Below are 20397 nucleotides of genomic sequence, written 5' to 3' on the forward strand. Positions count from 1 at the left end.
CTGGAAGACCGCACGCCGGATGAGGCATACTTCGCGACACTGCCTGCGATCAAATCGGCAGCATGAACGCCCCGGTGGTTCCACTTAAAAATCTCGGGACCCTGCCCGAACAAGCGGCGCCACCTCTTTTTGTACATTGAATAAGCCGCGTTGATATGGAATTTACATATTTTGCGAATAGGCCTGTAACAGTTGTCGCCATAAAAAGAACTGGAATGAAAGATAGTTTTAATGTTGTTTCACTTAAATGTTGATAGAGGCTAAAGATATCTAAAATAAAAAGATACCCAGCGAACAATACAGCCCCGGGAGAAACCATAGTTCCTAAAAACGTTGCGTAATGAACCCGTCTGCGGCGCGCGACCAAAAATGGAGTCGAAAGTGTCACGATGCCATCTATCTTTTCATGCAGCCCGTCTAGACAAAGTGCTGACATGGCAATATTCCCGGCGTGACTGCGTGCGACAACGAATTGCTTCGGCCGGGAGGACTTTGGGTAATTTTCGACAGTCTGTCGGCCAAGTCAGCTGCAGCTGTGGATCGTGACCTGAATGAATTCCCGCCTGACCACTCGAACGGATCAAAAAGTACATTCTCCTGTGGCGGTGCTTTCTCAATAGCCTCCGCAAGTCCGGATCTCGGCTTTGTCCACGAAGCGCCGGGAACAAATGTTCCGTGGACGAGAGTTATTATGACCGTTGAATCGGTCGCCTCCTGTGATGGTGTTTTTCGGCGCAAACAGCGCAAAACCCTCCGGAGTAAGCGAACGATAGTAAGAAAGACGTATACGCAAAGTATCGCAATAACTGTAGTTCGCAGAAAGCTCGTCATGCAAACCATACGACCTCCGACTTTTCCGGTCGATCCGTCGGCAGCGGATGGGCGCGCGGGATCTACGGATCTGCCTCGGTGGCTCATTGGACTGCGGAATATCCTCGAAGTTTGTGTGGGTTGTGCCCTATGGAGCAAGTTTCTTGAAGTATGGGGTAGTTGCAAGGGCTACGCCACGCCTGACCAAATCAGCCTTCGGTAAGCGCGGGGCCGCACAGTCAAGGAGATTGGCTCCAACCCGGATGATGAACGAGACTAGGGGTGGAAGGTAGACGTGTAGAGGTCGTCACTCTACTTCGCGATCGATGCGCGTGGTACCGTCCGCTTCCTCGATCAGCGCACGGGTCTATATCAACGATCAAACGAAAGGCCGTAACGGCAGCTCTCAAGGTGGAAGCGACGTTTGAATGTCTTTCCGAGTCAGGAGGGGAACGACCGGAGGTGGCCGAGCCTGTGTGGAAACAGACCTTTTGCTGTCGAGGCAAATTCACCGGGCAGCCGAACCGTCGTTTGGAAGGTCGAGCAAGCGCGCTAACGGCGTAAGAAGCAAGAAGGCCCCTCGGGCCTCATCCTCCAGCCGTTCTCAGGCCCTTCATCGTCCTCGCAAAACCAAGTATATTCATGACGCGCTTGAGGTTGTAAGCCAACACCTGAAGGCTCATTTCGGTACTCACCGGCCCGAGCTTCCGCGTCAGGAAATGTGTGGCACCCATCCAGTGCTTGAGCGTACCGAAGACGTGCTCGACCGTACTTCTGCGGATGGTCATTGCGTCTGGCTTGCGGTCCAGCCGCCGCTGCATGGACTCCAGTATATGTTCGTGCTCCCATCGTCGGATGCGGCGATAGTCGCTCGGCGAGCAGCGTTCCTTGAGATGGCAACGCGGGCAGGCGCTGGGCCAGTACACCCGCAGATTCATGTCATGCTCAACAGTCGTGAATCGATGAATGGCACGCTCGCCAGCTGGGCATCGATAGACGTCGTCTTTCGCGATGTAGATGAAGTCGCGTTTGGTAAAGAGACCTTTCTTCCTGGATGCCGAAGTAAGAGGTTTGGGGACATACGCCTTGATGCCAGCCTGTTCGCAGGCGCGGATATCAGGACCACTGAAGTAGCCTCGATCGGCTAGCACCTTCAGTCCAGACTTGCCCATCGCCTCCCTTGCTGCCAGGGCCATCCCGCTGAGTTGTCCATGATCGCCTCCGACATTGGTCACCTCGTGTTCGACGATCAGGTGGTGCTTCGTGTCCACGGCGGCCTGTACGTTGTAGCCTACCGTTCCGGTTCTTTTGCCGCCGCTGGTCATGGAACGGGAATCCGGATCTGTAAGGGATAGCTGTTTGTCCGGTTGCGTCTTCAATTGCTCGCGGATCTGCTCGAGTTCACGCATCTGCTGGCGCAGGAGAGCGATCTTCTCGTACAGGCGCACGGTCTTGACATCGAAGCCTGTTGGGCTCGTCCGGTCCGCGGTATCAATCGCGTCGAGGTATCGCTGAACGCTTTCCTCAATCTGTTGCTGACGCTTGTCGATCTTGCCTGCTGTGTAGTTCCTGTCGCGGCTGTTCACGGCCTTGAACTTGCTGCCGTCGATGGCCACCATGTCGCTGGAGAGCAGCTTCAGTCCACGGCATAGTTCGACAAAGCGCCGGCAGACGTTGCGAATCGCCGCGCCGTTATCGCGCCGGAAGTCGGCGATCGTCTTGAAGTCCGGTGCCAGCCGTCCTGTTAGCCACATCATTTCGACGTTACGCTGGCATTCGCGCTCAAGACGCCGGCTCGACGGTACACGGTTCAGATAACCGTAGATATAGACCTTGAGCATCACGCCCGGGTGGTACGACGGGCGGCCCGTGAGTGCAGGCGTAGCACCGTTGAAACCGAGTTCCGCAAGATTCAGTTCGTCGACGAACACGTCTATGATCCTGACGGGATTGTCCGGGCCGATGTAATCATCGACGCATTCGGGAAGTAGTGCGACTTGCTTGCGGTCATCGCCTTCAACGAATCGCTTCATGAGTCACCCGGTCTCAGTGCGTTGATTCAGTTTAGGCGGTCAGATGCGAGAATGTTGAATCGAAAGCCAACTGCGAGAAGCCCTTGAACCTATATGTGATCTATACACGAAGTAACCTGATCGTGTTGTCACGACGGCAATACGCTTCGTGGCAACAAATTCAAGGCGAGGTTGACGACTACATGGCTTCCTTGGGGCCTTGGTCACCTGAACAAACAATCGATTATCTACGGGAGGAACATTCAGGCCTTTCCCCGGACGCGGCCGAGCAGGTCCGTGCGTTCCTCGCGTCAAGCGAATCAACCGCCTCTCTTCGATTCGCTATCGGCGACTCTGTCTAGTCTTGTGGAACCTCGTCGGGAGGGGCAGACGCGTTTTCACACAGCCTCGGCCGACCAGCGCCCGACGACCAAGCGCGAGGACGGTCTCCGGGGTGCGCTCGATGCAAGAGGCATAACCCGAGCCTTTGCGGACATCCGGCGCTCGGAGGACAATGCCCTTGCGAATCTCTTTTGAGGCTACCCAACATGGCTAAGTTTCAGCCCGATGGATGGCATACCGTCACGCCCCGAATCGTCGTACGGGATCCGGAAAACTTGATCACATTTATCAAGATGGTGTTTCAGGCACGGGGGGAACTCCATCACGGGCGGCCTGCTGAAATCATGATCGGCGATTCCGTCGTGATGGTTAGCGCCGGAGACGGCCTTCGCGATCCGATGCCGGCGTTTCTGTATGTCTACGTCGAGGACGCCGATTCGACCTACGAGCGGGCGATTGCGGCGAATGCGATCTCACTCGAAGTTCCGACCGACATGCCATACGGCGACAGGCGAGCGATGGTAAGAGATTCGTGGGGAAACACATGGCAGATTGCCACACATCAGCGCGACCTTTCTGCTGCCGAGATCCGTTCAAGGTTGGCCAACGACAGATAGGCCGATATTTGCGAAGCACGGAGTGATTGGGGCGGCTCGTCTTCCGCCCGCAGTTGGCCGAACCCAGTCCGATAGCTGAATTGAGGATCCCTTGCCGGCCCGCAACGGATGATCGCCGCAATTCGACCTGAGCGGTCACGCACCCAGTATCGCCCGCAATGACCGTTCAGCGAGATCCAACGGTCACTCGCCCGACTCCGGCTTTCAAACGATCAAGCCCATGGTTCTTCGTCGGCGGCAGCAGCTGGTAACTGCGCTTGACACATGCGTCGGTCTCCGAGTCGTTAGTGATTTTTTTCACTTTCCTCCGCACGAGGCAGTGATACCGAAAACACTGTCTGCGTTTCGTCGGACCGCGCTTCAATCGCGCCGTGATGGGCTCTGGCGATTTCACGGGCTATATACAAACCCAGCCCCAGGCTCGTTTCCGCGCCGCTTGCGGTCTGGCGATCCGGGCCACGGGTTAGCGGATCGAAAATGCACTCGAGCGTCGCATGCCCAATGGCAGGTCCCTGGTTTCTGACGTCTATCCGCACCTGCGTTGTATCGCCAGTCGCGTCGACGGTGACCGGAGCGTCCTTCGCCCCGTACGTGATTGCATTGAGAACAAGCTTCTGAAGCAATTGCTGCACGCGCCGGCCGTCCCAGGTGTCCCGTAAATCTCCACTAACGTTGAAAAGAATCTGCCTGTCGGGATGAATGGCACGGAGTTCGTCAAGTTCTTCAGCCAGCACCTGGGTCAGATCGACGTTGCGGGGCGCCACGTTGATCCCCAGGCCAAGTTTCGTCCTGTTGAAATCGGTCAGATCGTCGAGCAGCGCCTGCATCCGCGCTCCGCTCCGTATCAGGCGGGCCGCGGTTTCCGATACTTTACCCCCGGCGTTGAGTGCCGCGAGATAGGCCGCCGTCATCTGAATCGCCTGCAGAGGGCTCCGCATGTCGTGGCCGAGCATGCCACGCAGAAGGTTTCGATCCTCCTCGACCTGTGCTGTGAAAAAGGAGACGGATTCGGCAAGCGCCTGGTCGACCGCTTCGCTGAAGCGGATGACGTCGTCGAGATTGGCCTCGCCGGGCTCGCAATCATCCATCCACAGGCGAAGCACGCTTGCGCGCAGCGCGCGATACTCGGCGGCAATCTGGTTGATGCTGAAGCCGGCCCGTGCTCTCAGAAAAGCATGTGTTTGCGCGGCGGCTTCGGTTGCGTCAATCGGGGCAGGGGCTCGCCCCACGGATTTCTGGAACTGCGCTTCCCGGCTCTGCGAAGTTCGTAGATCCTTTGCGATGGCCAGGAGGATCTGCTGTGCATGGTCGCGCAGCCCCGACGACTGCATGTTCGCCGCCGCAGGCAGCAGTGTGGCGGCGAACGCCTCCCACTGCGCTAGGATGGGCTCGGCATTTTGCGAAATAAATCAGCAAGCCGCATGGACTCTCCCTCGACTGGAAGGACTGGCACAGACAAATAGGCGGCGTTCCAGGTTGCCCGGGCCGTTGCTACCGCCGGGCTGACGTAGTTGGGCGGGAATAGCCCGTGCTCGCAGCGAGGAATATTGAGCCTACCAGAAGCGCTTGCGCGTATGAATCCGTTCCTCCCCACTGCGCGATGGACGTTGCGCACCCTCCCTCAGCGACAGGGAAACGAACCGCCTCGCCTGCTCGTATTGCAGCCGCGCTCTCCGCATCGGGATACGGGACGCAATTCGCCGTGGGTGTCCCCGCGGCGTTGGCCGCCATGGCTGCGTGGATGCCGGAGATCGCCCTGCTCGACATCAACATGCCCGGCACGGACGGATTCCGATTCGCACGCGAATTGCGACATGACGCCCGTACCCAGCATCTGGTCCTTTTGGCGTTCACCGCCTATGACGAGATTACCATCCGTGCAAAGGGGATTGCGGCAGGCTTTGACGGATACTGTCAGAAAGGTGCCGCTCCTGATCTGCTGTTCGTCTGGCCGGGGAGGGAAAGTTCGCGGGAACCGTTCAGTGCCGTGAAACGCATCCCGAACGCTAATCATCGAATCAAGCGCGGCAAGCCGAGCGACAAGCGTCCGCTGTCTCAGCAACCGCTCATAAGACAGCCTGAGCCGCGTTCGGGAGCCTTCTTCCAAATACGTCTCCAAGTTCAGAAATTCTGTGTCCATGTCGGTACCCTCCTAGGAAAGGGTCATCCCAATACACGGATCGACCGCGGTGTCCCTCGCGTGAGATGTCTCGCGGGGAGTGAAGCAGTGCAGTTTGACGACGCATGACGCGCAAGTCGATGGCTATACAGCGATCAGCAATCGCGTCAGTGCTGCTGCATATCTTGCCAACGAATCTTATTTTAGGGACTCAGCCGTCGCTGCAAAGAAAAAAAATGCCGGTTCAGGCAGAAACTTCGTCACGTGACGGCTTATCTTGGTTCAAATGCTGCGCAAGCCTCTGACCAGAGGTCCGTTTCGGCGCGATTTTTGACTTTCGTATGGAAGCGACTGTTCGTTGGCGAACGGCAGAAGTTGGCCGAGCCTGTGTGGAAACAGACCTTTTGCTGTCGAGGCAAATTCATCGGGCAGCTGAAGCGTCGTTTGGAAGGTCGAGCAATCGCGCTAACGGCGTAAGCCGCAAGAAGGCCCCTCGGGCCTCATCCTCCAGCCGTTCTCAGGCCCTTCATTGTCCTCGCAAACCCAAGTATATTCATGACGCGCTTAAGGTTGTAGGCCAACACCTGAAGGCTCATTTCGGTACTCACCGGCCCAAGCTTCCGCGTCAGGAAGTGTGTGGCACCCATCCAGTGCTTGAGCGTACCGAAGACGTGCTCGACCGTACTTCTGCGGATGGTCATTGCTTCTGGCTTGCGGTCCAGCCGCCGCTGCATGGATTCCAGTATATGTTCGTGCTCCCATCGTCGGATGCGGCGATAGTCGCTCGGCGAGCAGCGGTCCTTGAGATGGCAACGCGGGCAGGCGCTGGGCCAGTACACCCGCAGATTCATGTCATGCTCAACAGTCGTGAATCGATGAACGGCACGCTCACCAGCTGGGCATCGATAGATATCGTCTTTCGCGATGTAGATGAAGTCGCGTTTGGTAAAGAGACCTTTCTTCCTGGATGCCGACGTGAGTGGTTCGGGGACATACGCCTTGATGCCGGCCAGTTCGCACGCGCGGATATCAGGGCCGCTAAAGTAGCCTCGATCGGCTAGTACCTTCAGTCCAGACTTGCCCATCGCCTCCCCTGCTGCCAGGGCCATCCCGCTGAGTTGTCCATGATCGCCTCCGACATTGGTCACCTCGTGTTCGACGATCAGGTGGTGCTTCGTGTCCACGGCGGCCTGTACGTTGTAGCCTACCGTTCCGGTTCTTTTGCCGCCGCTGGTCATGGAACGGGAGTCCGGATCTGTAAGGGATAGCTGTTTGTCCGGTTGCGTCTTCAGTTGCTCCTTGATCTGCTCGAGTTCACGCATCTGCTGGCGCAGGAGAGCAATCTTCTCGTACAGGCGCACGGTCTTGACATCGAAGCCTGTTGGGCTCGTCCGGTCCGCGGTATCAATCGCGTCGAGGTATCGCTGAACGCTTTCCTCAATCTGTTGCTGACGGTTGTCGATCTTGCCTGCTGTGTAGTTCCTGTCGCGGCTGTTCACGGCCTTGAACTTGCTGCCGTCGATGGCCACCATGTCGCTGGAGAGCAGCTTCAGTCCACGGCATAGTTCGACAAAGCGCCGGCATACGTTACGAATCGCCGTGCCGTTATCGCGCCGGAAGTCGGCGATCGTTTTGAAGTCCGGTGCCAGCCGTCCTGTTAGCCACATCATTTCGACGTTACGCTGGCATTCGCGCTCAAGACGCCGGCTCGACGGTACACGGTTCAGATATCCGTAGATATAGACCTTGAGCATTACGCCCGGGTGGTACGACGGGCGGCCCGTGAGTGCAGGCGTAGCACCGTTGAAACCGAGTTCCGCAAGATTCAGTTCGTCGACGAACACGTCTATGATCCTGACGGGATTGTCCGGGCCGATGTAATCATCGACACATTCGGGAAGTAGTGCGACCTGCTTGCGGTCATCGCCTTCAACGAATCGCTTCATGAGTCACCCGCTCTCAGCGCGTTGATTCAGTTTAGGCGATCAATGCGTTTTCACACAGGCTGGGCCGTACTGAGTCCGACAGCGTTCGGCTCAGTTCGACCCTGAACGCCCTGTCACCCGGTTCCAGCGAGTGACCGTCAAGCGATATTGAGCGGCCGCAAGCGTACCCGCTAGCCTCATCGGTTCGTGTATCAATTCACGTTAAAGTGAACCCGAACGTCCTGATGAGTTTCCGTGGGCCGACCATTCTCGATTGCCGGGAAGAAGCGCCATTGCCGAAGCGTGGCGAGCAGGATCTGATTCAGCCGCGGATTCTGCGTTGGCTTTATCAGTTCTACATCGAATGTTCCGTCCGTGTGCACGGTGAAGTGGGCAATGGCGATCGCCTGATAACCCTGCTCGCGCAGATCGTCGGGTACCTCCGGCAAGGGTTGCGAGAGCACCCGGGCCTGCTGGCTGATGGTCGTGGGTGAGCCTTCGGCTGAAGATGGCGCGCCGTGCTGCGCGATGTCGTCGCTTGGGGCCGGCGCTGCTTTCGACTCTGGCGTTGTGGGCGCATCTTGCCGCGTGGCCGTGGCGCCTTGCTGGGCGTCGGGGGCGAGGTGTGTCAGCGGCAGCAAACGAGGGGCCTTTTGCACGGCGCTGTTGCGCGTCACCTGCGGCTGGCGTTGCACAGGGGGAGTGCCGTGGGACGCGGTGACGGCATCCCGCCGGACTTTGCCTTGGGGCGTTTCGCTTGCGCGTGGCGCGGGCGGCAGTTCCATGACCTGCAGTTCGATCGCCTTTGGAGGTGCCGCGGGTTGTCCGGAGCCCACGAGCCAGAGCACCTGGGAAAGGAAGAACGACCATGCCATCGCGGCCAGCGTCCCGGCAACGATAAAGCGACGCACGTTGCGAGTGCGGTGCGGCGGCGATGCCTTAGTCACGATGCACGGCAACGAGAAAGTGTTCGGCACCGGCCTTGCGGGCTTCGAGTATCGCCTCCACGACCACACCGTGCGAAGCGCCGTCGTCGGCAGCCACAACAATATTGGAGTTCTTGTGGAGCAGGTTCGTCACGACGGCGCGCACTTCATCGAGACGAACGGGCCGCTGGTTCACGAAGATCTGATTGGCGCGATTCACGGAGATCGTCAGAGGCTGTTCAACCTGCATCGCCTGCGCATGTCCTCGGGGCAGATCGATGTGAACCGCGTCGAGGCGCTGCACCGCCAGCGTGGTGAGCATGAACGTGGCCAGCAGAAAGAACATCACGTCGATCATCGGGATGATCTCGATACGCCCACGTCGCGACGTGCGTGCACGCCTCAGCTTCATGACGCCGCTCCGGCGCGTTCGCGCGAGAGGCGCAGCTCGCCAAGGCGCTCGTTCGCGAACGTCTCGATCTCATCCATGAGGCGGTCCACGCGTCGCGAAAAATAGTTGAACGCAAAAAGCGCAACCAGTGCGATCATGAGACCGATGGCAGTAGCGACCAATGCCTGCGCGACGCCACCCGACACGCCCGAGGGACTGACGACGCCATCGCCGCCGATCAGCCGGAACGAATGCATCATGCCGACTATCGTGCCGAGCAATCCGAGCAGCGGCGCAGCCGTGACGATCGTTTCGAGCAGCCACAGACCGCGGCTCATGTCGCGCTCGATCTGCGATGCGGCTTTCCCGATCCGCCCTTCGATGCGCCAGACAGGTGTGCTGTCGTCGTCGAACAGCACGTCCACACGCCGTAAGACGTGCTCGCCCGGCAGTGGATGCGCGGCGCCATTGCGCGGCATTCGCGCGTAGCGCCAGCAGACGTACGCCCGGTCGAAGGTGATCGCGAGCGCAACGACCGCCAGCAGACTAAGTGGGTAGATGACCCAGCCGCCGAGCCTCAACGCCTCGGCAACACCGTTCCATTCGTTCATGATTTGGGCTCCTTCGCGCAGAAGTGATCAGAAGTGTTTACTAAGCCCGCCGTATATCGCTCGCTGTGGACCATACTGTGGCGCGCCCACGCCGATGCCGGATCCATCGCGCAACTGATATACGCGGCCGAAGGCATTGACCAGCACGAGCCGCGCATCGAACCTGCCGATCAGCGGTTCGTTGAAGTGCTGGATCACACCGAGGTTGATCTGCGCATACCATGGCAGCCGATCGGTGTTCGCAAAACCGCTGCGCAGGCCGCTACCGACGATCGCATCGGTCGTGAAAGTCGTCTGGGCCAGGGTATAGGTGCCACCGAACGAGGCGGTAATGCGCTCATCGTGATCGAGGTAGACCCAGTTGTTCGCTATGTAGGCCAGTTCGTCAGCGCTGAAGTTGAATTGCGCCGATTCGATATTCTTACCCTGCGCCCGGCTGTACGCGACGTTCAGATAGGCCGTCACGTTGTCCTGATGGTAGCTCGAGGTGAACTCCACGCCGTAGACGCGCCCATACTGGTAGTTGAATAGCGTGAAGATGAGTGCTGTGCCGAACTGCCCCTCGTCGAGCAGATCGCTGGCACGCTTGTAATACGCGTCAAGTCCAACGGTCAGGGCAGGTGTGAGGCGCTGCGTGATGCCGATGTCAAAGTAATCGGCGCGTTCGGGCTTCACCGGATCGTTTTGCGAGGTCGGGCTCTGGTTGGTTGTGCCGTTGAACTTGCTGATCGTCGAGTCGGACACGAGTTCGAACGCAGGCGGCGTGAAGTAGCGCGCGTATCCGGCATGCAGCGTCGTCGCGTTGGTCGGCTGGTACACGAGGCCGACGCGCGGGCTCAGCTGACCGGCGTGCACATACTGGTCCATGCGGTCGTAGCGCAGACCATCGTTGAGTGTCAGCTTCGGCGCGAGTTTCCATTCATCCTGCGCATAGAGGCTGTACAGGTAGCCTGTCTTGCTGTTCGAATCCTGAATCGTGAGCGGCTGGTCGGAGGTCTAGTTGCCGTTCGCGTCGACGGGAAACACGGACACGGTGTTGTCGAACACGGCATGTTCCTGCTGGAACAGGAGACCCGCGCGCACCGTGTGGTGATCATTGAGCCGCCAGGTGAAATCGGTCTGGACGCCATTGGCCTGGTTGCTGTGGAAGTCCTCGGAAGCAACGCCGTTGAATATGAGGTCGCCGACCGGGTCCGGATTGAACTTGGTGCGTGTATAGCGCGTGAAGAGCGCCACCTGATAGTCGAGCGCGCCCCCGTTGGTGCCCTGCAGCGCCAGGACCGCGAAGTTGTTCAGTTCCGACTGGGTCTCGTTGAGATCCGCCGAGTTGAACGTGGACTACCCGTTCAGCGTGTAGACGGGGGCGAGCCCCGGCGTATTCGGAATCTGGAACTGGTTGCCTGCAGTGCCGAACATCACGCTCACGCGCGTGAGCGGGTTGAGCAGGTACGACATGTAACCGAAGCCGTTGCCCTGGCGCGTGTGGTCGTGCAATGGGCTGCCATCCGAAGTCGGCGCCTCAATGCCGAGATTGTTCTCGCCGAGCGAACCGGCGAAGTAATAGCTGAACGGGCCGCTTGAGCCGAACACGTCGGCGCTCGTCTGGATCGTCTGGTGACTGCCGCCGTATATGTCGATCGTGCCGCCGTTGCCGGCGTCGCCGGACCTGGTGCGGATGTCGACGATGCCCGCGGTGCGATAGCCGTACTGGGCCGGGAGCGCACCTGTCACGAGATTCACCTGATCGATGATCCGGGTATCGAGCGATTGCCCGAAGCCGCTGATCGGCTCCGGAATGATGATGCCGTTGAGGCGGTACTGCAGGTTCGCGTGTTCACCGCGCACGTGAAGCTGCTCGTACGAATCGTTGGCGACGCCGGGCGCCTGCAGCAAAACCTGGTTGAGCGGTGTGTTCGCGCCTTGCGGCGACGAGTCGATGTCCGCCCGGGTAATCCGGTAGATGCTCGCACCGACCTCGGGCAGGAGCCCGTTGCGGGCACGGTCGAGACGCTGCGCATTGACCGTGACGTCGAGCGTGGTGTCTTTCTGAAGCACGATGGCGAGCGGTTCGGGCACCTGTCCTTGTGTCACCGTTGCGACGCGGCTGATGGTCCCGAAGCCTGTGGCCTCCACGTTGACGGCGTAGATGCCGGGCGCGATGTGGTCGAGCCGGAAGTGCCCGCTGGCGTCAGCCGTCGTCCGTGCGACGTTTTTGCCGCTGGCGTCCTGAAGCGAGATCTCCGCATGGGCGGGCGCGTGGCCTCGGGCGTCGGCCAACGTGCCGGCAAGCGTGGAGTCGCTGTCGGCAGCGATTGCGCCGGAGCAAAGCGAAAGGGCAAGCAGCAGCATACCGGCCTGCGATAACGGCGAGCAGTTCATTGTCTTGTTGTCGTTCCAGGGTGGACGTCGTGTCGGGCCACGATGCGCCGTCAACCATAGGCGCGACAGCACGCAGCGGTCAGAATGTTATAACATTGCATTTCTGATTGGCAATCCCCCACCTGTCGTGGCCGCTCCCGGCGTTGAAAGGCATATTCCGCCATCGTTGATCGACGATGTGCGCGCTTTTCATATCGAACATCAGCCGCGAGTGCCCCAAACGCATCGCGAAACGGACCTTCAAAATGCTGGGCAGAAAGGCCGGAAGTGGCCGAGCCCAGAACTTTCTGCAGCCGGACATGCTCTTCCAGAGAGCCAGATAAAGGAACTGCGCTTTGAGAACTTCCTTTGACGCTGATTGCAGTGTCGTAACAGCTCGCTGACAATGATGCAGGCGTGCTGTTACGCAGATGTCTCAAAGCGCGGATCACGTTGCGGCGGTCGTCAACCGACACATCGCGACTGCGGCACGTCACGATGGGCGCGCGCTCCTTGGATCGGCCGGCAAACTCCGCCTGCGCAATGCCTCGCTTCTTCCGTATCGCGCCCTTGTATTACGCGGCGATCGCGGTCTATGGCCTCATCAGCTACGGCGCGATGCGCTCAGGCATCGAGCGTGCATGGATTCTGGGCGCGCATGGCCCGATGGACGTATTGCTCAACATGGTCTTCCTTCATGCGCTGTCGCCGACCGCGATCAACAACGTCGTGCCGGGCGGCTGGTCGATCGGCGTGGAGATGCTTTTCTATCTGATCGCTCCGTTGCTGTTTTTTCTGGCGATGAACCGCACGCGCCTGTTGCTGGCTACTATCCTGATGCTGGGCCTGTCGCTCGCGGTACTGTCGATGAGCGATTGCAACGGCACGCTCGAATGCAATGTGACCAACAATACGTTCAGCTACTTCTGGCTGCCGGTACAGGGGCCGTGCTTCATCGTCGGCATGTGGGCGTGGCACGCGTTCCGCTAGCATTTGCTCGGCGCATCCGATGTGACCGGGCGCGTGTCGTGGCTCTATCTGTTGCTTGCGTTGGGCTTCGCGCTCGTCACGGCCGCGCTCGGTGTATGGCTCGACAAGGCACATGCGCTCGCGCCTGTATTCGCCGCGTGCAGTGCGGTGGCGTTCCTGCTGTTCGTGTGCTCGCGCCATGCCCGCAAGGAGCGCAGGAAAGGGCATGCGGCGCCGAGCATGCCCTTGGTTCGACGCTGCGCCGCGGCCCTCGGGCGCGAAAGTTATGGCATTTATCTCTGGCACTTCATCTGCGTCTATATGACCTTTCATTTCTTCGACGGCCTGTTCAGCGAGGAGAACGGCGAGACGTCGCTCATGCTTTTCGGGGCGACGCTGATTGCAGTGCTGTTCGTGTCCTACGGTCTGTCGCGCGTGTCGGACCGGCTGATTCAGTGGCGCGCCACTCGTCTGTCGAAGCGCCTGCTCGCCACGGTCGACAGGCGCTTTCATTTGACGACCGAGCGCCTATGAAAGCGCCCGGCTTCGATTCATCTCCGCGGGCACGGGCATATGAATCGAAGCCGGCCGCGCGTGAGATAAAGCACGATGCTCGCGGCAAGCGTGATCGCTTCAGTGACGGACACGATCATCCAGTTGCCACGCGGTCGGAGCCATTCGGTCAGCAGCCAGAGCATCGTCACCAGCAACAGCCAGCTGCGCAACAGCGCGACGATCATCGATGCGAGCGGCACCTCGATGGCCGTCAGATATCCACTCACGGCGACATGCTGTGTTCGCTGGGCAATATGGGAAAGTGCGGCTAGCCATGCCAACTCAGCTACCGGACAGGTCACGCAACAAAGCCTCTGTTACGCTGAATGCTGTGCGAAAGGATTGATGGGCTGAACCTTCTCGCGATTTTTAACACGGTCGAGCATCTGACACGTGTCCCAGTCAGCGACCAGCGCTTCGAACCCGCGCACGACGTTCGACTCCATAGCCTGCAGACCGGCGTCTCCCTGAAAGTTCGAGCTAAAGGCAGAGTGAAACCGGTACTGGAAGTATCCAGAGACCTCCTGGATGCGCTGTGATGTGCCCGAGTCGATGTACATTACCGACTCGGAAGAGAACGGGTCGTAGTAAATCACGTTGGGATAGTCAGTCTTGACTGCGACGCACGGTGTCTCGCTGACAAGGAGTGACCCGACTAGTTGGATGGAGCCCTTCATTCCTCTCGGGGTCTTGAAGACCCAGATACGCTTAGGCAATCGCTGTGTCAGCTCCCGGGTTTTTGCATTGTTCGAGCCGAAATACCCGACCGGTCCTTCCTTCAGATTTTGCTCGAGTTTCTGCCAATAATAAAAAATGTCCATTGAGTGTCTGTGAGTGGCGAGTTCATTGAAGTTTTTGCAGTAGCTCTCATTTTACTAAACCAGCCTGGAGACGCGATTTCGAGACAGACGTTTCCAGTGCGGCGCGGGCATTCCGGGGGAAGACCACTCGTCGACGGGTGGTATGGCCACGACTAGGAAAACACCATGCAACGACACGCGATGTCGGCCAGGTACGAGGTAGTCAACAGCGTGAAACCGGTCGCCGGCCGCGTCGAGTTTGTTGCGCGTGTGGCTGAGGCTACGAAGGGAAACGACATGGCCGCACGAGCGCGGCGGGCTGTTGCCCGTCGATCGGGCATCCGACTCGCTGATGTCAAGATCCTCGTCATGTCGAGTTAAACAGGACGGAAAACGGGTGACTGGATGATGAGAAACATGTCTACCGTGCTTTATGTCCTGACGCTGGTGATCCTGATTACCGGCATGGATGTGCTGGTTTTCAGGGACCGGTTCAGGGAACGGCTGATGGCGAACGTCGAGATTGTCCTGCTGTTCGCCGCCTTCTATCGGCGATACATGAAGAATCCGTGAGTGCAGTGACCTACAACAAGACGGAAAACGTAGCGGAGGTCGCGGTGAGCAAACGATCGAATGTAGATACGCCGGCTGACCGGCTAGATCGAGCGCGCAGCTCGTTCATTAGCTACATCGAAGCGACCGTAAAGCCACTGCTCAAATCGACCGGAGCCGAGCAGAGGCTACTGCTTGGACGAATTCGGCGATCAGGCAGCAGCTAAAGCAGTCGGTGGTGGTGCGCCGACGCTTCGCCCGTTCCTTCGTTGGGGCGCTTTCTTTCGCCGGAGTCGCCGCACTGGAGCTATAGCGGTACGCAATCCCGGGAAAATACTGAGACAGAAATCGGGAAAGTAGCCTGTATGAAGGGCTGATCTCATTGCATGGAGGAACAACCATTGCTACGCTAGGGCCCAGCTTAAGACGGTGCAGTAACGCGCAGCGTCGTGTGCCGTCTTAAGCGGTTCTCTAAACCCGGAAAAAGAGGATTTAAATGGCAAAGAAGACCGCAGACTCCTCAGCGAAGAAAGCTGAAGCGAAAACCGCAGTGAAGAAAGAAGCGTCGCCCAAGAAGACAACTGCCGCAAGCGCGACACCCAAACCTCTGAAAGAGCAATTCACCAAGGCATCGCTTGCGAGCCATGTTGCCACGCAGGCCGGTGTTGAACCGAAGCAGGCAAAGGCGGTGCTCGCCGCACTCGAAAGCACCATCCTCGGCGCCGTCCATAAGAAAGGGGCAGGCGAGTTCACGCTATCGGGCCTGCTCAAGATTGGGGTACAGCAGGTTCCGGCAAAGAAGAAGCGTTTCGGCAAAGACCCGTTCACAGGCGAGGAGCGCCGGTTTGATGCCAAGCCGGCAACCGTCCGTCTGAAGGTACGTCCGCTGAAGAAACTCAAGGCTGCTGCAGCAGCCTGAGGAGAATGCTCAGACGCAACTAAGCCCGCTTTCAGCGGGCTTTTTTTGATTCTTTGGTCGCGGGTATCGAAGCCGACCACATCCTCAGCGTAAATGAAGCGATTGACCCAGGAGACACTGACGTACCTGGCGCTTGGGGGAGAACTTTCCTTCGTTTCGAGTTATGCGTTATTTGAGCAATCGCTGAATTCGGAACTCGTTCGCACTCGCAATTCGAATATGCCGAATATCCGTCAGCTAGGCCAACCATGTCTGAAGCACATTTGCTTGCGAGCAGATGTAATGCGAATTGTTGTATTCGCTGGGCAATATGGCATAGTGCGAATTACAACCTTATCCAAAGGAATACAAACCATGGCTACGCTGGAATCAGTTCAGGCAAAAATCGCAAAGCTTAAGGCGCAGGCATCAACATTGGCGGCAAGAGATTCCTCCGGGGTGATCGGGAAGATCCGGAGTCTGATGGAACACCATTCCCTGACCATCGCCGATATCGAAGCATCTGTGGGTAAACGTCGTGGTGGCAAAACCAGCGCAACGCTGCCGGCGAAGGCATCGGCTGCAAAGTACGCTGACCCAAAGACGGGAGCGACCTGGACAGGGCACGGTCGAGCGCCGGCCTGGATAGCTAATGCCAGGGACCGCAGCAGGTTCCTCATTACGGGAAATACGGCGAAGTCATCGGCGACTGCGCAGAAACTACCAAAAGCCGGGAATTACGTCCGAGGCCCGCAGCCTCCGATGTATCGGGACCCCAAAACGGGAGCGACGTGGAGCGGTCGTGGTCGGGCACCCGCGTGGATTGCCAGCGCAAAGGACCGGACGAAGTTCCTGATCGCCGCAGCCTAGAAGCGCTCGGCTACTCCAAAGGCGAGCGCCGATAAAGCAACGCTTTCGCGCAAGACAGCTGCGAAGAAAGTCGCAGGCAGGAAGGCGACAGCAGTGAAGCCGACGGCTAAAAAGGCGTCCGCGGAAAATGCGTCTGCGCGGGGCGTTGCCTAAAGAATCCTGAGGTTACGGATCTTTCCAATTGTCGGCGATCGCTCGGCGATCAGATTGGCTATGTACTCAGGTAACAAGGCGCGCGGAACGTTGGCTGGAACATCGCTCACGACTTGTGAAGGGACCCGAACAATGAACTCGTTCGGGGACGACGCAAGGCTGTGTTCGTAGCTGACGCGCATTTCCATAATTTGTCGTTAGAGCGACGTGTTGAACGACGCCTTCAGTGTCTGCAGGGGCTGGATGTCGATTGCTTCGAAGCCAGTGTAACGTGGTGTGCCTGTGGAAAACTCTATCAACCGTAGCGGATCCAGTTGTGTGCGGTGCCGCGCATTGCCAGGAAAGCGAAGTTTGACGATCACCCGTCTCATCCGCATCCGTGTTTGTGCACTGGCGGGAGTTAAACGCATGGGCCGGCCGTTGCTGGTTCCCGGCGAACGAGAGACGAAAGATTACGGTGCGATCTGGAGATGGTTATCGGCGGCGCGGGCCAGGTCCGCTGCCCGATGAACAAGTCTGTCCAGGTGGTCACTCGCCCGCACTACGATCTCCATACGGGTGACGCAGAGTTGGCGGTCGTACTCGTTGATCACGGCAGTGAGGTCATCGGTTAGCCCTTCGGGAAAATTCCACGTCCCGGTGTTGTCAGCGTCGACGACGATATCTTCCAGACCACGCTTAACGCTTTCGAGGACATTGATATCAAGCTTTCCGTATCCTGCCCGGGCGATAAAGCTCGCGATAACCGTGATCTGCAAGACCAGGTTAATGAGGGATCGGTTCACCTCGCCACTGCGTAAACGCTCAAGTGCGATCCGTGCGCGCAGAACCAGATCAGAAGCCTCCTTTCGCGGCATAGGAAGTGACAGTGCCCTGGAATGGGCTGCCGCCGACGGTTGATGCAATGAACGATGTTTTTTGTTGTTGGGCATGTTCGGGAGATCCGCCGATTCATTTGAGACGGGATGTTGGGATGAATCTCCCCTGATCAAGGGGGACCGCCGAATTTGTCCTCCCTTGATTGCGCTGCCGCCTGGGACGCGATGGTCCCAGCAGCGTTAGCTGGCAGCGACATGGATCGCAAAAGTGCGAGACTCGAGGGGCCAGGCTGTCTGATCTCAGGAGGCCCGGCGACGGCACACTCGGGGCACCGCAATGGTGGTCTTAATAAGGGCTGGATCGCGGGCTGTCGTTCGGAAACGGGCTACCCGGGAGTCGAGACGCCATGTCCTTTACTTCCAGAGTTTTCACGGCTGATGGTCCGTGCTGCGAAGGTGCTCGATCGTACTGGAGCGCGGACCCCGGAAGCGATTCGCAAGATCGTGGCGAGCTCAATGCAGGCCGATATCGGTCAGCTTCCTGCCAAAAAGCAGCAGAGGTTCGCACAGTCGATCGCGCTGTTCGCACAAGGCTTCGACGATGCGCTGACGGCCGTCGTCGCGGACGCGGCGGGCGAGCCGACGCCTGCTACGAAGTCCGGAATGGGCGCCGGCCGCCGTGCGCCCGCACAACCTGCTCGCTCGGCGCTGCATCGCAGGGCCGGGCGCGATGCAGGCCCGTCCTCAACTGACGCCGACATGTTCGCGGAGGCGATGGCCGCTCGCGCGAAGCTCGCAAAGGAAGGCTCGTTGCTCGAGCCTGCGGAATTCATGCGACGTGCGGGGGTCACCCGTCCGGCAATCAACCAGCGGCTGAAGACGGGATCGCTGTTCACAGTGGACGGTCCGAACGGAGTCAGCTATTACCCGGCCTTAATGAGATGGTCAGCCTGACCCGAAACAGCCCGATCGCCTTAGAGGTCCGGCCGGGATTCGCTAAAAATCCGCCACATCTCGGCCTAAGCTGCTGATTTGACTGCGAAATCGATGGTCGGATCGAGCAGTGGAACGGGGCATTGCAGATCCGGCAGATAGTCTCCGAGCCGGTTGACATGCCCTCGCCAGTACTGCAGCGACGTCTTGAAAATATTAGCGTCGACCAGATACCAGTTCTCGTGAGCTTCTTTTGGCTTGCGTGACATCCGCAGCACGTTGCACAGGATCCTTCACTTTTCGTTTCGCTTCGGCAACGGCTGGCCGGGCACGAGTATCTGGCGAGCGCGATATCGACGTACATGCAGGACGAGGAATGTTCGCCGCCCGCAGCGGCGATGAAGGCGCGCGAGCGCTGGCAGTTGCGTCTCGCGCTATCGATTGACCCGGAGGAAACCTGATGTACCTACATTCGCGCGCGCAATACTCGTATAGCGTCGAACCGCCCTTTATCTGCATCATCGATCACAACGATGGCGCGCGCTCCGTAACCAATGACGCCGAGCGCGTCATCGCCGACCTGGTCGCCGATGGCTTTCGCGTTGATGAGTACGTCATCATCTATCAGGACAGCGAGGGCGTATGGGATCGCATGCTGACCGCAGACGGCGCCTTCCTCTGCTTTGAGTCTGTCTGCGAGTTAAAGAGCAGGCGAAGCGCGTCATCAATGGCGAGGCGCCGTATAGCCCGTCAATCTGAGGGGCGGCAGTGGTCTGTTTCTCGGAGCCCGGCGGCCCCGATATCAAAAGGGCCTGGGCGGTATTAGAGAATCACGCGGACATCAAAAAAACATTTTTGTATCTATGTGATGGGCGATCGGTGCCATGATGGCAGCAATCCCATAGGGCCTGCAGTCTCGATCTTTGCTTGTGTGCGCACAGGGGGTTTTCGGGATTAGACAAGGGTATGACGCGTTTGGCTGGCGAGAGTGCGATTCTCCGGTTCCGTCACCTCCTCGCAACACACGGCTTGGCCGCGTGATACGCACGCTGGTCAATGAGATCCTGAGCGAGCAAGGCTTGATGCTGAAGGCAGGGTCGGCGGTCGATGCGATCTTGATTTCGGCACCCAGTTCGACAAAGAACGGCTCTGATACACGGGGCCCGGAGACGCACCAGATGAAGAAGGAACCAGCAGCAGTTTGGAGAGACGAAGGCCCGGTATCGAGGGTTGATGAAGAGCACCGCGCAGATCACGACACTGTTTGCATTGGCCAACCGTTGAACGGCGCGCAAGGCTTTACGCGAAACGTGAAAAGCCCATCGGTCTCGGCAAACGGAGGTCGTCATGCTTCGAAAGCCGGGCGACCACCCTGCCAACAAACTCTTACGACTGATATGCCGCAAGTGGCAAAAGATCAGCGCTCTGAAAACTAGCGGCTGAGCGACGCAGACCGACGAGTGGTATGGGTGACTGCGTGGCGCTGAGGGAGTAAGGTGGCTCCGGTCGAGCCGGCTGGGACAAGCCCAACGATGAGCTTCCTCTGAAATTTCGCCTTCCAGCAGGTCGGATATAAACTCGACCGAAAGGAAGGAAAGAAGAAATGTTTAAGGTACCGCACCAGGTGTACACGGCGGAGTTCAAGGAAGCTGCAGTGCAACGAGTCAAGGACGGGCAAGGCGTGAGCGCCGTGGCCGGCGAATTGGGTATGTCGATACAGACGCTGCGCAACTGGCTC

Annotated in this window: 21 protein-coding genes and 3 pseudogenes; 10 read left to right on the forward strand and 14 right to left on the reverse strand. The window is 58.6% G+C overall.

Features of this window, described 5'->3' with window-relative positions:
- Window positions 1-49 precede the first annotated feature (49 nt).
- Window positions 50-436, reverse strand: coding sequence for a hypothetical protein (locus tag VSR82_RS37955; protein WP_498858727.1), 387 nt, complete (start codon window positions 434-436; stop codon window positions 50-52).
- 961 nt (window positions 437-1397) lie between these two features.
- Window positions 1398-2843, reverse strand: a complete 1446-nt coding sequence (locus tag VSR82_RS37960; RefSeq protein ID WP_498858728.1) for an IS1182 family transposase — start codon at window positions 2841-2843, stop codon at window positions 1398-1400.
- Window positions 2844-3370: 527 nt separating this feature from the next.
- Between VSR82_RS37960 and VSR82_RS37965 the strand changes: the two genes are divergently transcribed.
- Window positions 3371-3781, forward strand: coding sequence for a VOC family protein (locus VSR82_RS37965; protein WP_498858729.1), 411 nt, complete (start codon window positions 3371-3373; stop codon window positions 3779-3781).
- A 284-nt stretch (window positions 3782-4065) separates the two neighbouring features.
- On the opposite strand, the gene VSR82_RS37970 is transcribed toward VSR82_RS37965, so the two are convergent.
- Complete coding sequence (locus tag VSR82_RS37970) at window positions 4066-5112, reverse strand: sensor histidine kinase (protein WP_498858730.1); 1047 nt, start codon at window positions 5110-5112, stop codon at window positions 4066-4068.
- Between the two features lie 269 nt (window positions 5113-5381).
- Here VSR82_RS37970 and VSR82_RS37975 point away from each other — a divergent pair, with 269 nt between their 5' ends.
- Window positions 5382-6029 carry a response regulator gene (locus tag VSR82_RS37975; RefSeq protein ID WP_498858731.1) on the forward strand — a complete coding sequence of 216 codons (648 nt, stop codon included), beginning with the start codon at window positions 5382-5384 and terminating at the stop codon, window positions 6027-6029.
- Between the two features lie 371 nt (window positions 6030-6400).
- Here the strand turns inward: VSR82_RS37975 and VSR82_RS37980 are convergent, their stop codons facing one another.
- The 6 genes and pseudogenes from VSR82_RS37980 to VSR82_RS38005 form a co-directional block, all read right to left on the reverse strand.
- Entirely contained in the window at window positions 6401-7846 is a 1446-nt protein-coding gene (locus VSR82_RS37980) for an IS1182 family transposase (protein ID WP_498858732.1), read from the reverse strand.
- Between the two features lie 191 nt (window positions 7847-8037).
- Window positions 8038-8772, reverse strand: a complete 735-nt coding sequence (locus tag VSR82_RS37985) for an energy transducer TonB (RefSeq protein WP_498858733.1) — start codon at window positions 8770-8772, stop codon at window positions 8038-8040.
- Complete coding sequence (locus VSR82_RS37990) at window positions 8765-9163, reverse strand: ExbD/TolR family protein (protein ID WP_498858734.1); 399 nt, start codon at window positions 9161-9163, stop codon at window positions 8765-8767. The genes VSR82_RS37985 and VSR82_RS37990 overlap by 8 nt, the downstream gene beginning before the upstream one ends.
- Window positions 9160-9753, reverse strand: a complete 594-nt coding sequence (locus VSR82_RS37995) for a MotA/TolQ/ExbB proton channel family protein (protein ID WP_498858735.1) — start codon at window positions 9751-9753, stop codon at window positions 9160-9162. Before VSR82_RS37995 ends, VSR82_RS37990 begins: the two co-directional genes overlap by 4 nt.
- 27 nt (window positions 9754-9780) lie before the next feature.
- Window positions 9781-12042: pseudogene (locus VSR82_RS38000) on the reverse strand (TonB-dependent receptor); the annotation flags it as partial.
- Between the two features lie 140 nt (window positions 12043-12182).
- Window positions 12183-12587, reverse strand: a complete 405-nt coding sequence (locus tag VSR82_RS38005) for a hypothetical protein (protein ID WP_498858736.1) — start codon at window positions 12585-12587, stop codon at window positions 12183-12185.
- A gap of 73 nt (window positions 12588-12660) precedes the next feature.
- On the opposite strand from VSR82_RS38005, the pseudogene VSR82_RS38010 reads away from it, so the two are divergent.
- Window positions 12661-13614: pseudogene (locus VSR82_RS38010) on the forward strand (acyltransferase family protein); the annotation flags it as partial.
- A gap of 17 nt (window positions 13615-13631) precedes the next feature.
- Here the strand turns inward: VSR82_RS38010 and VSR82_RS38015 are convergent.
- On the reverse strand, window positions 13632-13862 hold the full coding sequence (locus VSR82_RS38015; RefSeq protein ID WP_498858737.1) for a hypothetical protein: 231 nt from the start codon (window positions 13860-13862) through the stop codon (window positions 13632-13634).
- A gap of 90 nt (window positions 13863-13952) precedes the next feature.
- Entirely contained in the window at window positions 13953-14456 is a 504-nt protein-coding gene (locus tag VSR82_RS38020) for a hypothetical protein (protein WP_498858738.1), read from the reverse strand.
- Window positions 14457-14852: 396 nt separating this feature from the next.
- On the opposite strand from VSR82_RS38020, the gene VSR82_RS38025 reads away from it, so the two are divergent.
- From VSR82_RS38025 to VSR82_RS38035, 3 genes are all read left to right on the forward strand, one after another.
- Window positions 14853-15008, forward strand: a complete 156-nt coding sequence (locus tag VSR82_RS38025) for a hypothetical protein (protein WP_410853276.1) — start codon at window positions 14853-14855, stop codon at window positions 15006-15008.
- 475 nt (window positions 15009-15483) lie between these two features.
- The gene (locus VSR82_RS38030; protein WP_498858739.1) at window positions 15484-15906 is read left to right on the forward strand and encodes an HU family DNA-binding protein; all 423 of its coding nucleotides are present in this window, start codon (window positions 15484-15486) and stop codon (window positions 15904-15906) included.
- Window positions 15907-16260: 354 nt separating this feature from the next.
- Window positions 16261-16755, forward strand: coding sequence for an H-NS family nucleoid-associated regulatory protein (locus VSR82_RS38035; RefSeq protein ID WP_498858740.1), 495 nt, complete (start codon window positions 16261-16263; stop codon window positions 16753-16755).
- 149 nt (window positions 16756-16904) lie between these two features.
- Here VSR82_RS38035 and VSR82_RS38040 read toward each other — a convergent pair whose 3' ends face one another.
- Window positions 16905-17096: a hypothetical protein gene (locus VSR82_RS38040; protein ID WP_410853245.1), complete on the reverse strand. Its 192-nt coding sequence runs from the start codon at window positions 17094-17096 to the stop codon at window positions 16905-16907.
- A 264-nt stretch (window positions 17097-17360) separates the two neighbouring features.
- Complete coding sequence (locus VSR82_RS38045; protein ID WP_410853244.1) at window positions 17361-17840, reverse strand: hypothetical protein; 480 nt, start codon at window positions 17838-17840, stop codon at window positions 17361-17363.
- A 141-nt stretch (window positions 17841-17981) separates the two neighbouring features.
- On the opposite strand from VSR82_RS38045, the gene VSR82_RS38050 reads away from it, so the two are divergent.
- A complete protein-coding gene (locus tag VSR82_RS38050; RefSeq protein WP_498858741.1) occupies window positions 17982-18680 on the forward strand; it encodes a hypothetical protein in 699 nt (232 codons plus the stop codon).
- Window positions 18681-18745: 65 nt separating this feature from the next.
- Here the strand turns inward: VSR82_RS38050 and VSR82_RS38055 are convergent, their stop codons facing one another.
- Window positions 18746-18928 carry a hypothetical protein gene (locus VSR82_RS38055; protein ID WP_176369601.1) on the reverse strand — a complete coding sequence of 61 codons (183 nt, stop codon included), beginning with the start codon at window positions 18926-18928 and terminating at the stop codon, window positions 18746-18748.
- A 191-nt stretch (window positions 18929-19119) separates the two neighbouring features.
- Here VSR82_RS38055 and VSR82_RS38060 point away from each other — a divergent pair, with 191 nt between their 5' ends.
- From VSR82_RS38060 to VSR82_RS38070, 3 genes and pseudogenes are all read left to right on the forward strand, one after another.
- A complete protein-coding gene (locus VSR82_RS38060) occupies window positions 19120-19485 on the forward strand; it encodes a hypothetical protein (RefSeq protein WP_410853241.1) in 366 nt (121 codons plus the stop codon).
- A gap of 110 nt (window positions 19486-19595) precedes the next feature.
- Window positions 19596-19846: pseudogene (locus VSR82_RS38065) on the forward strand (IS5/IS1182 family transposase); the annotation flags it as partial.
- A 416-nt stretch (window positions 19847-20262) separates the two neighbouring features.
- On the forward strand, window positions 20263-20397 hold a 135-nt coding region (locus VSR82_RS38070), incomplete at its 3' end, for a transposase (RefSeq protein WP_498858742.1).

The sequence above is a fragment of the Burkholderia sp. JPY481 genome (genome assembly GCF_038900515.1).
Taxonomy (GTDB): Bacteria; Pseudomonadota; Gammaproteobacteria; order Burkholderiales; family Burkholderiaceae; genus Paraburkholderia; species Paraburkholderia youngii.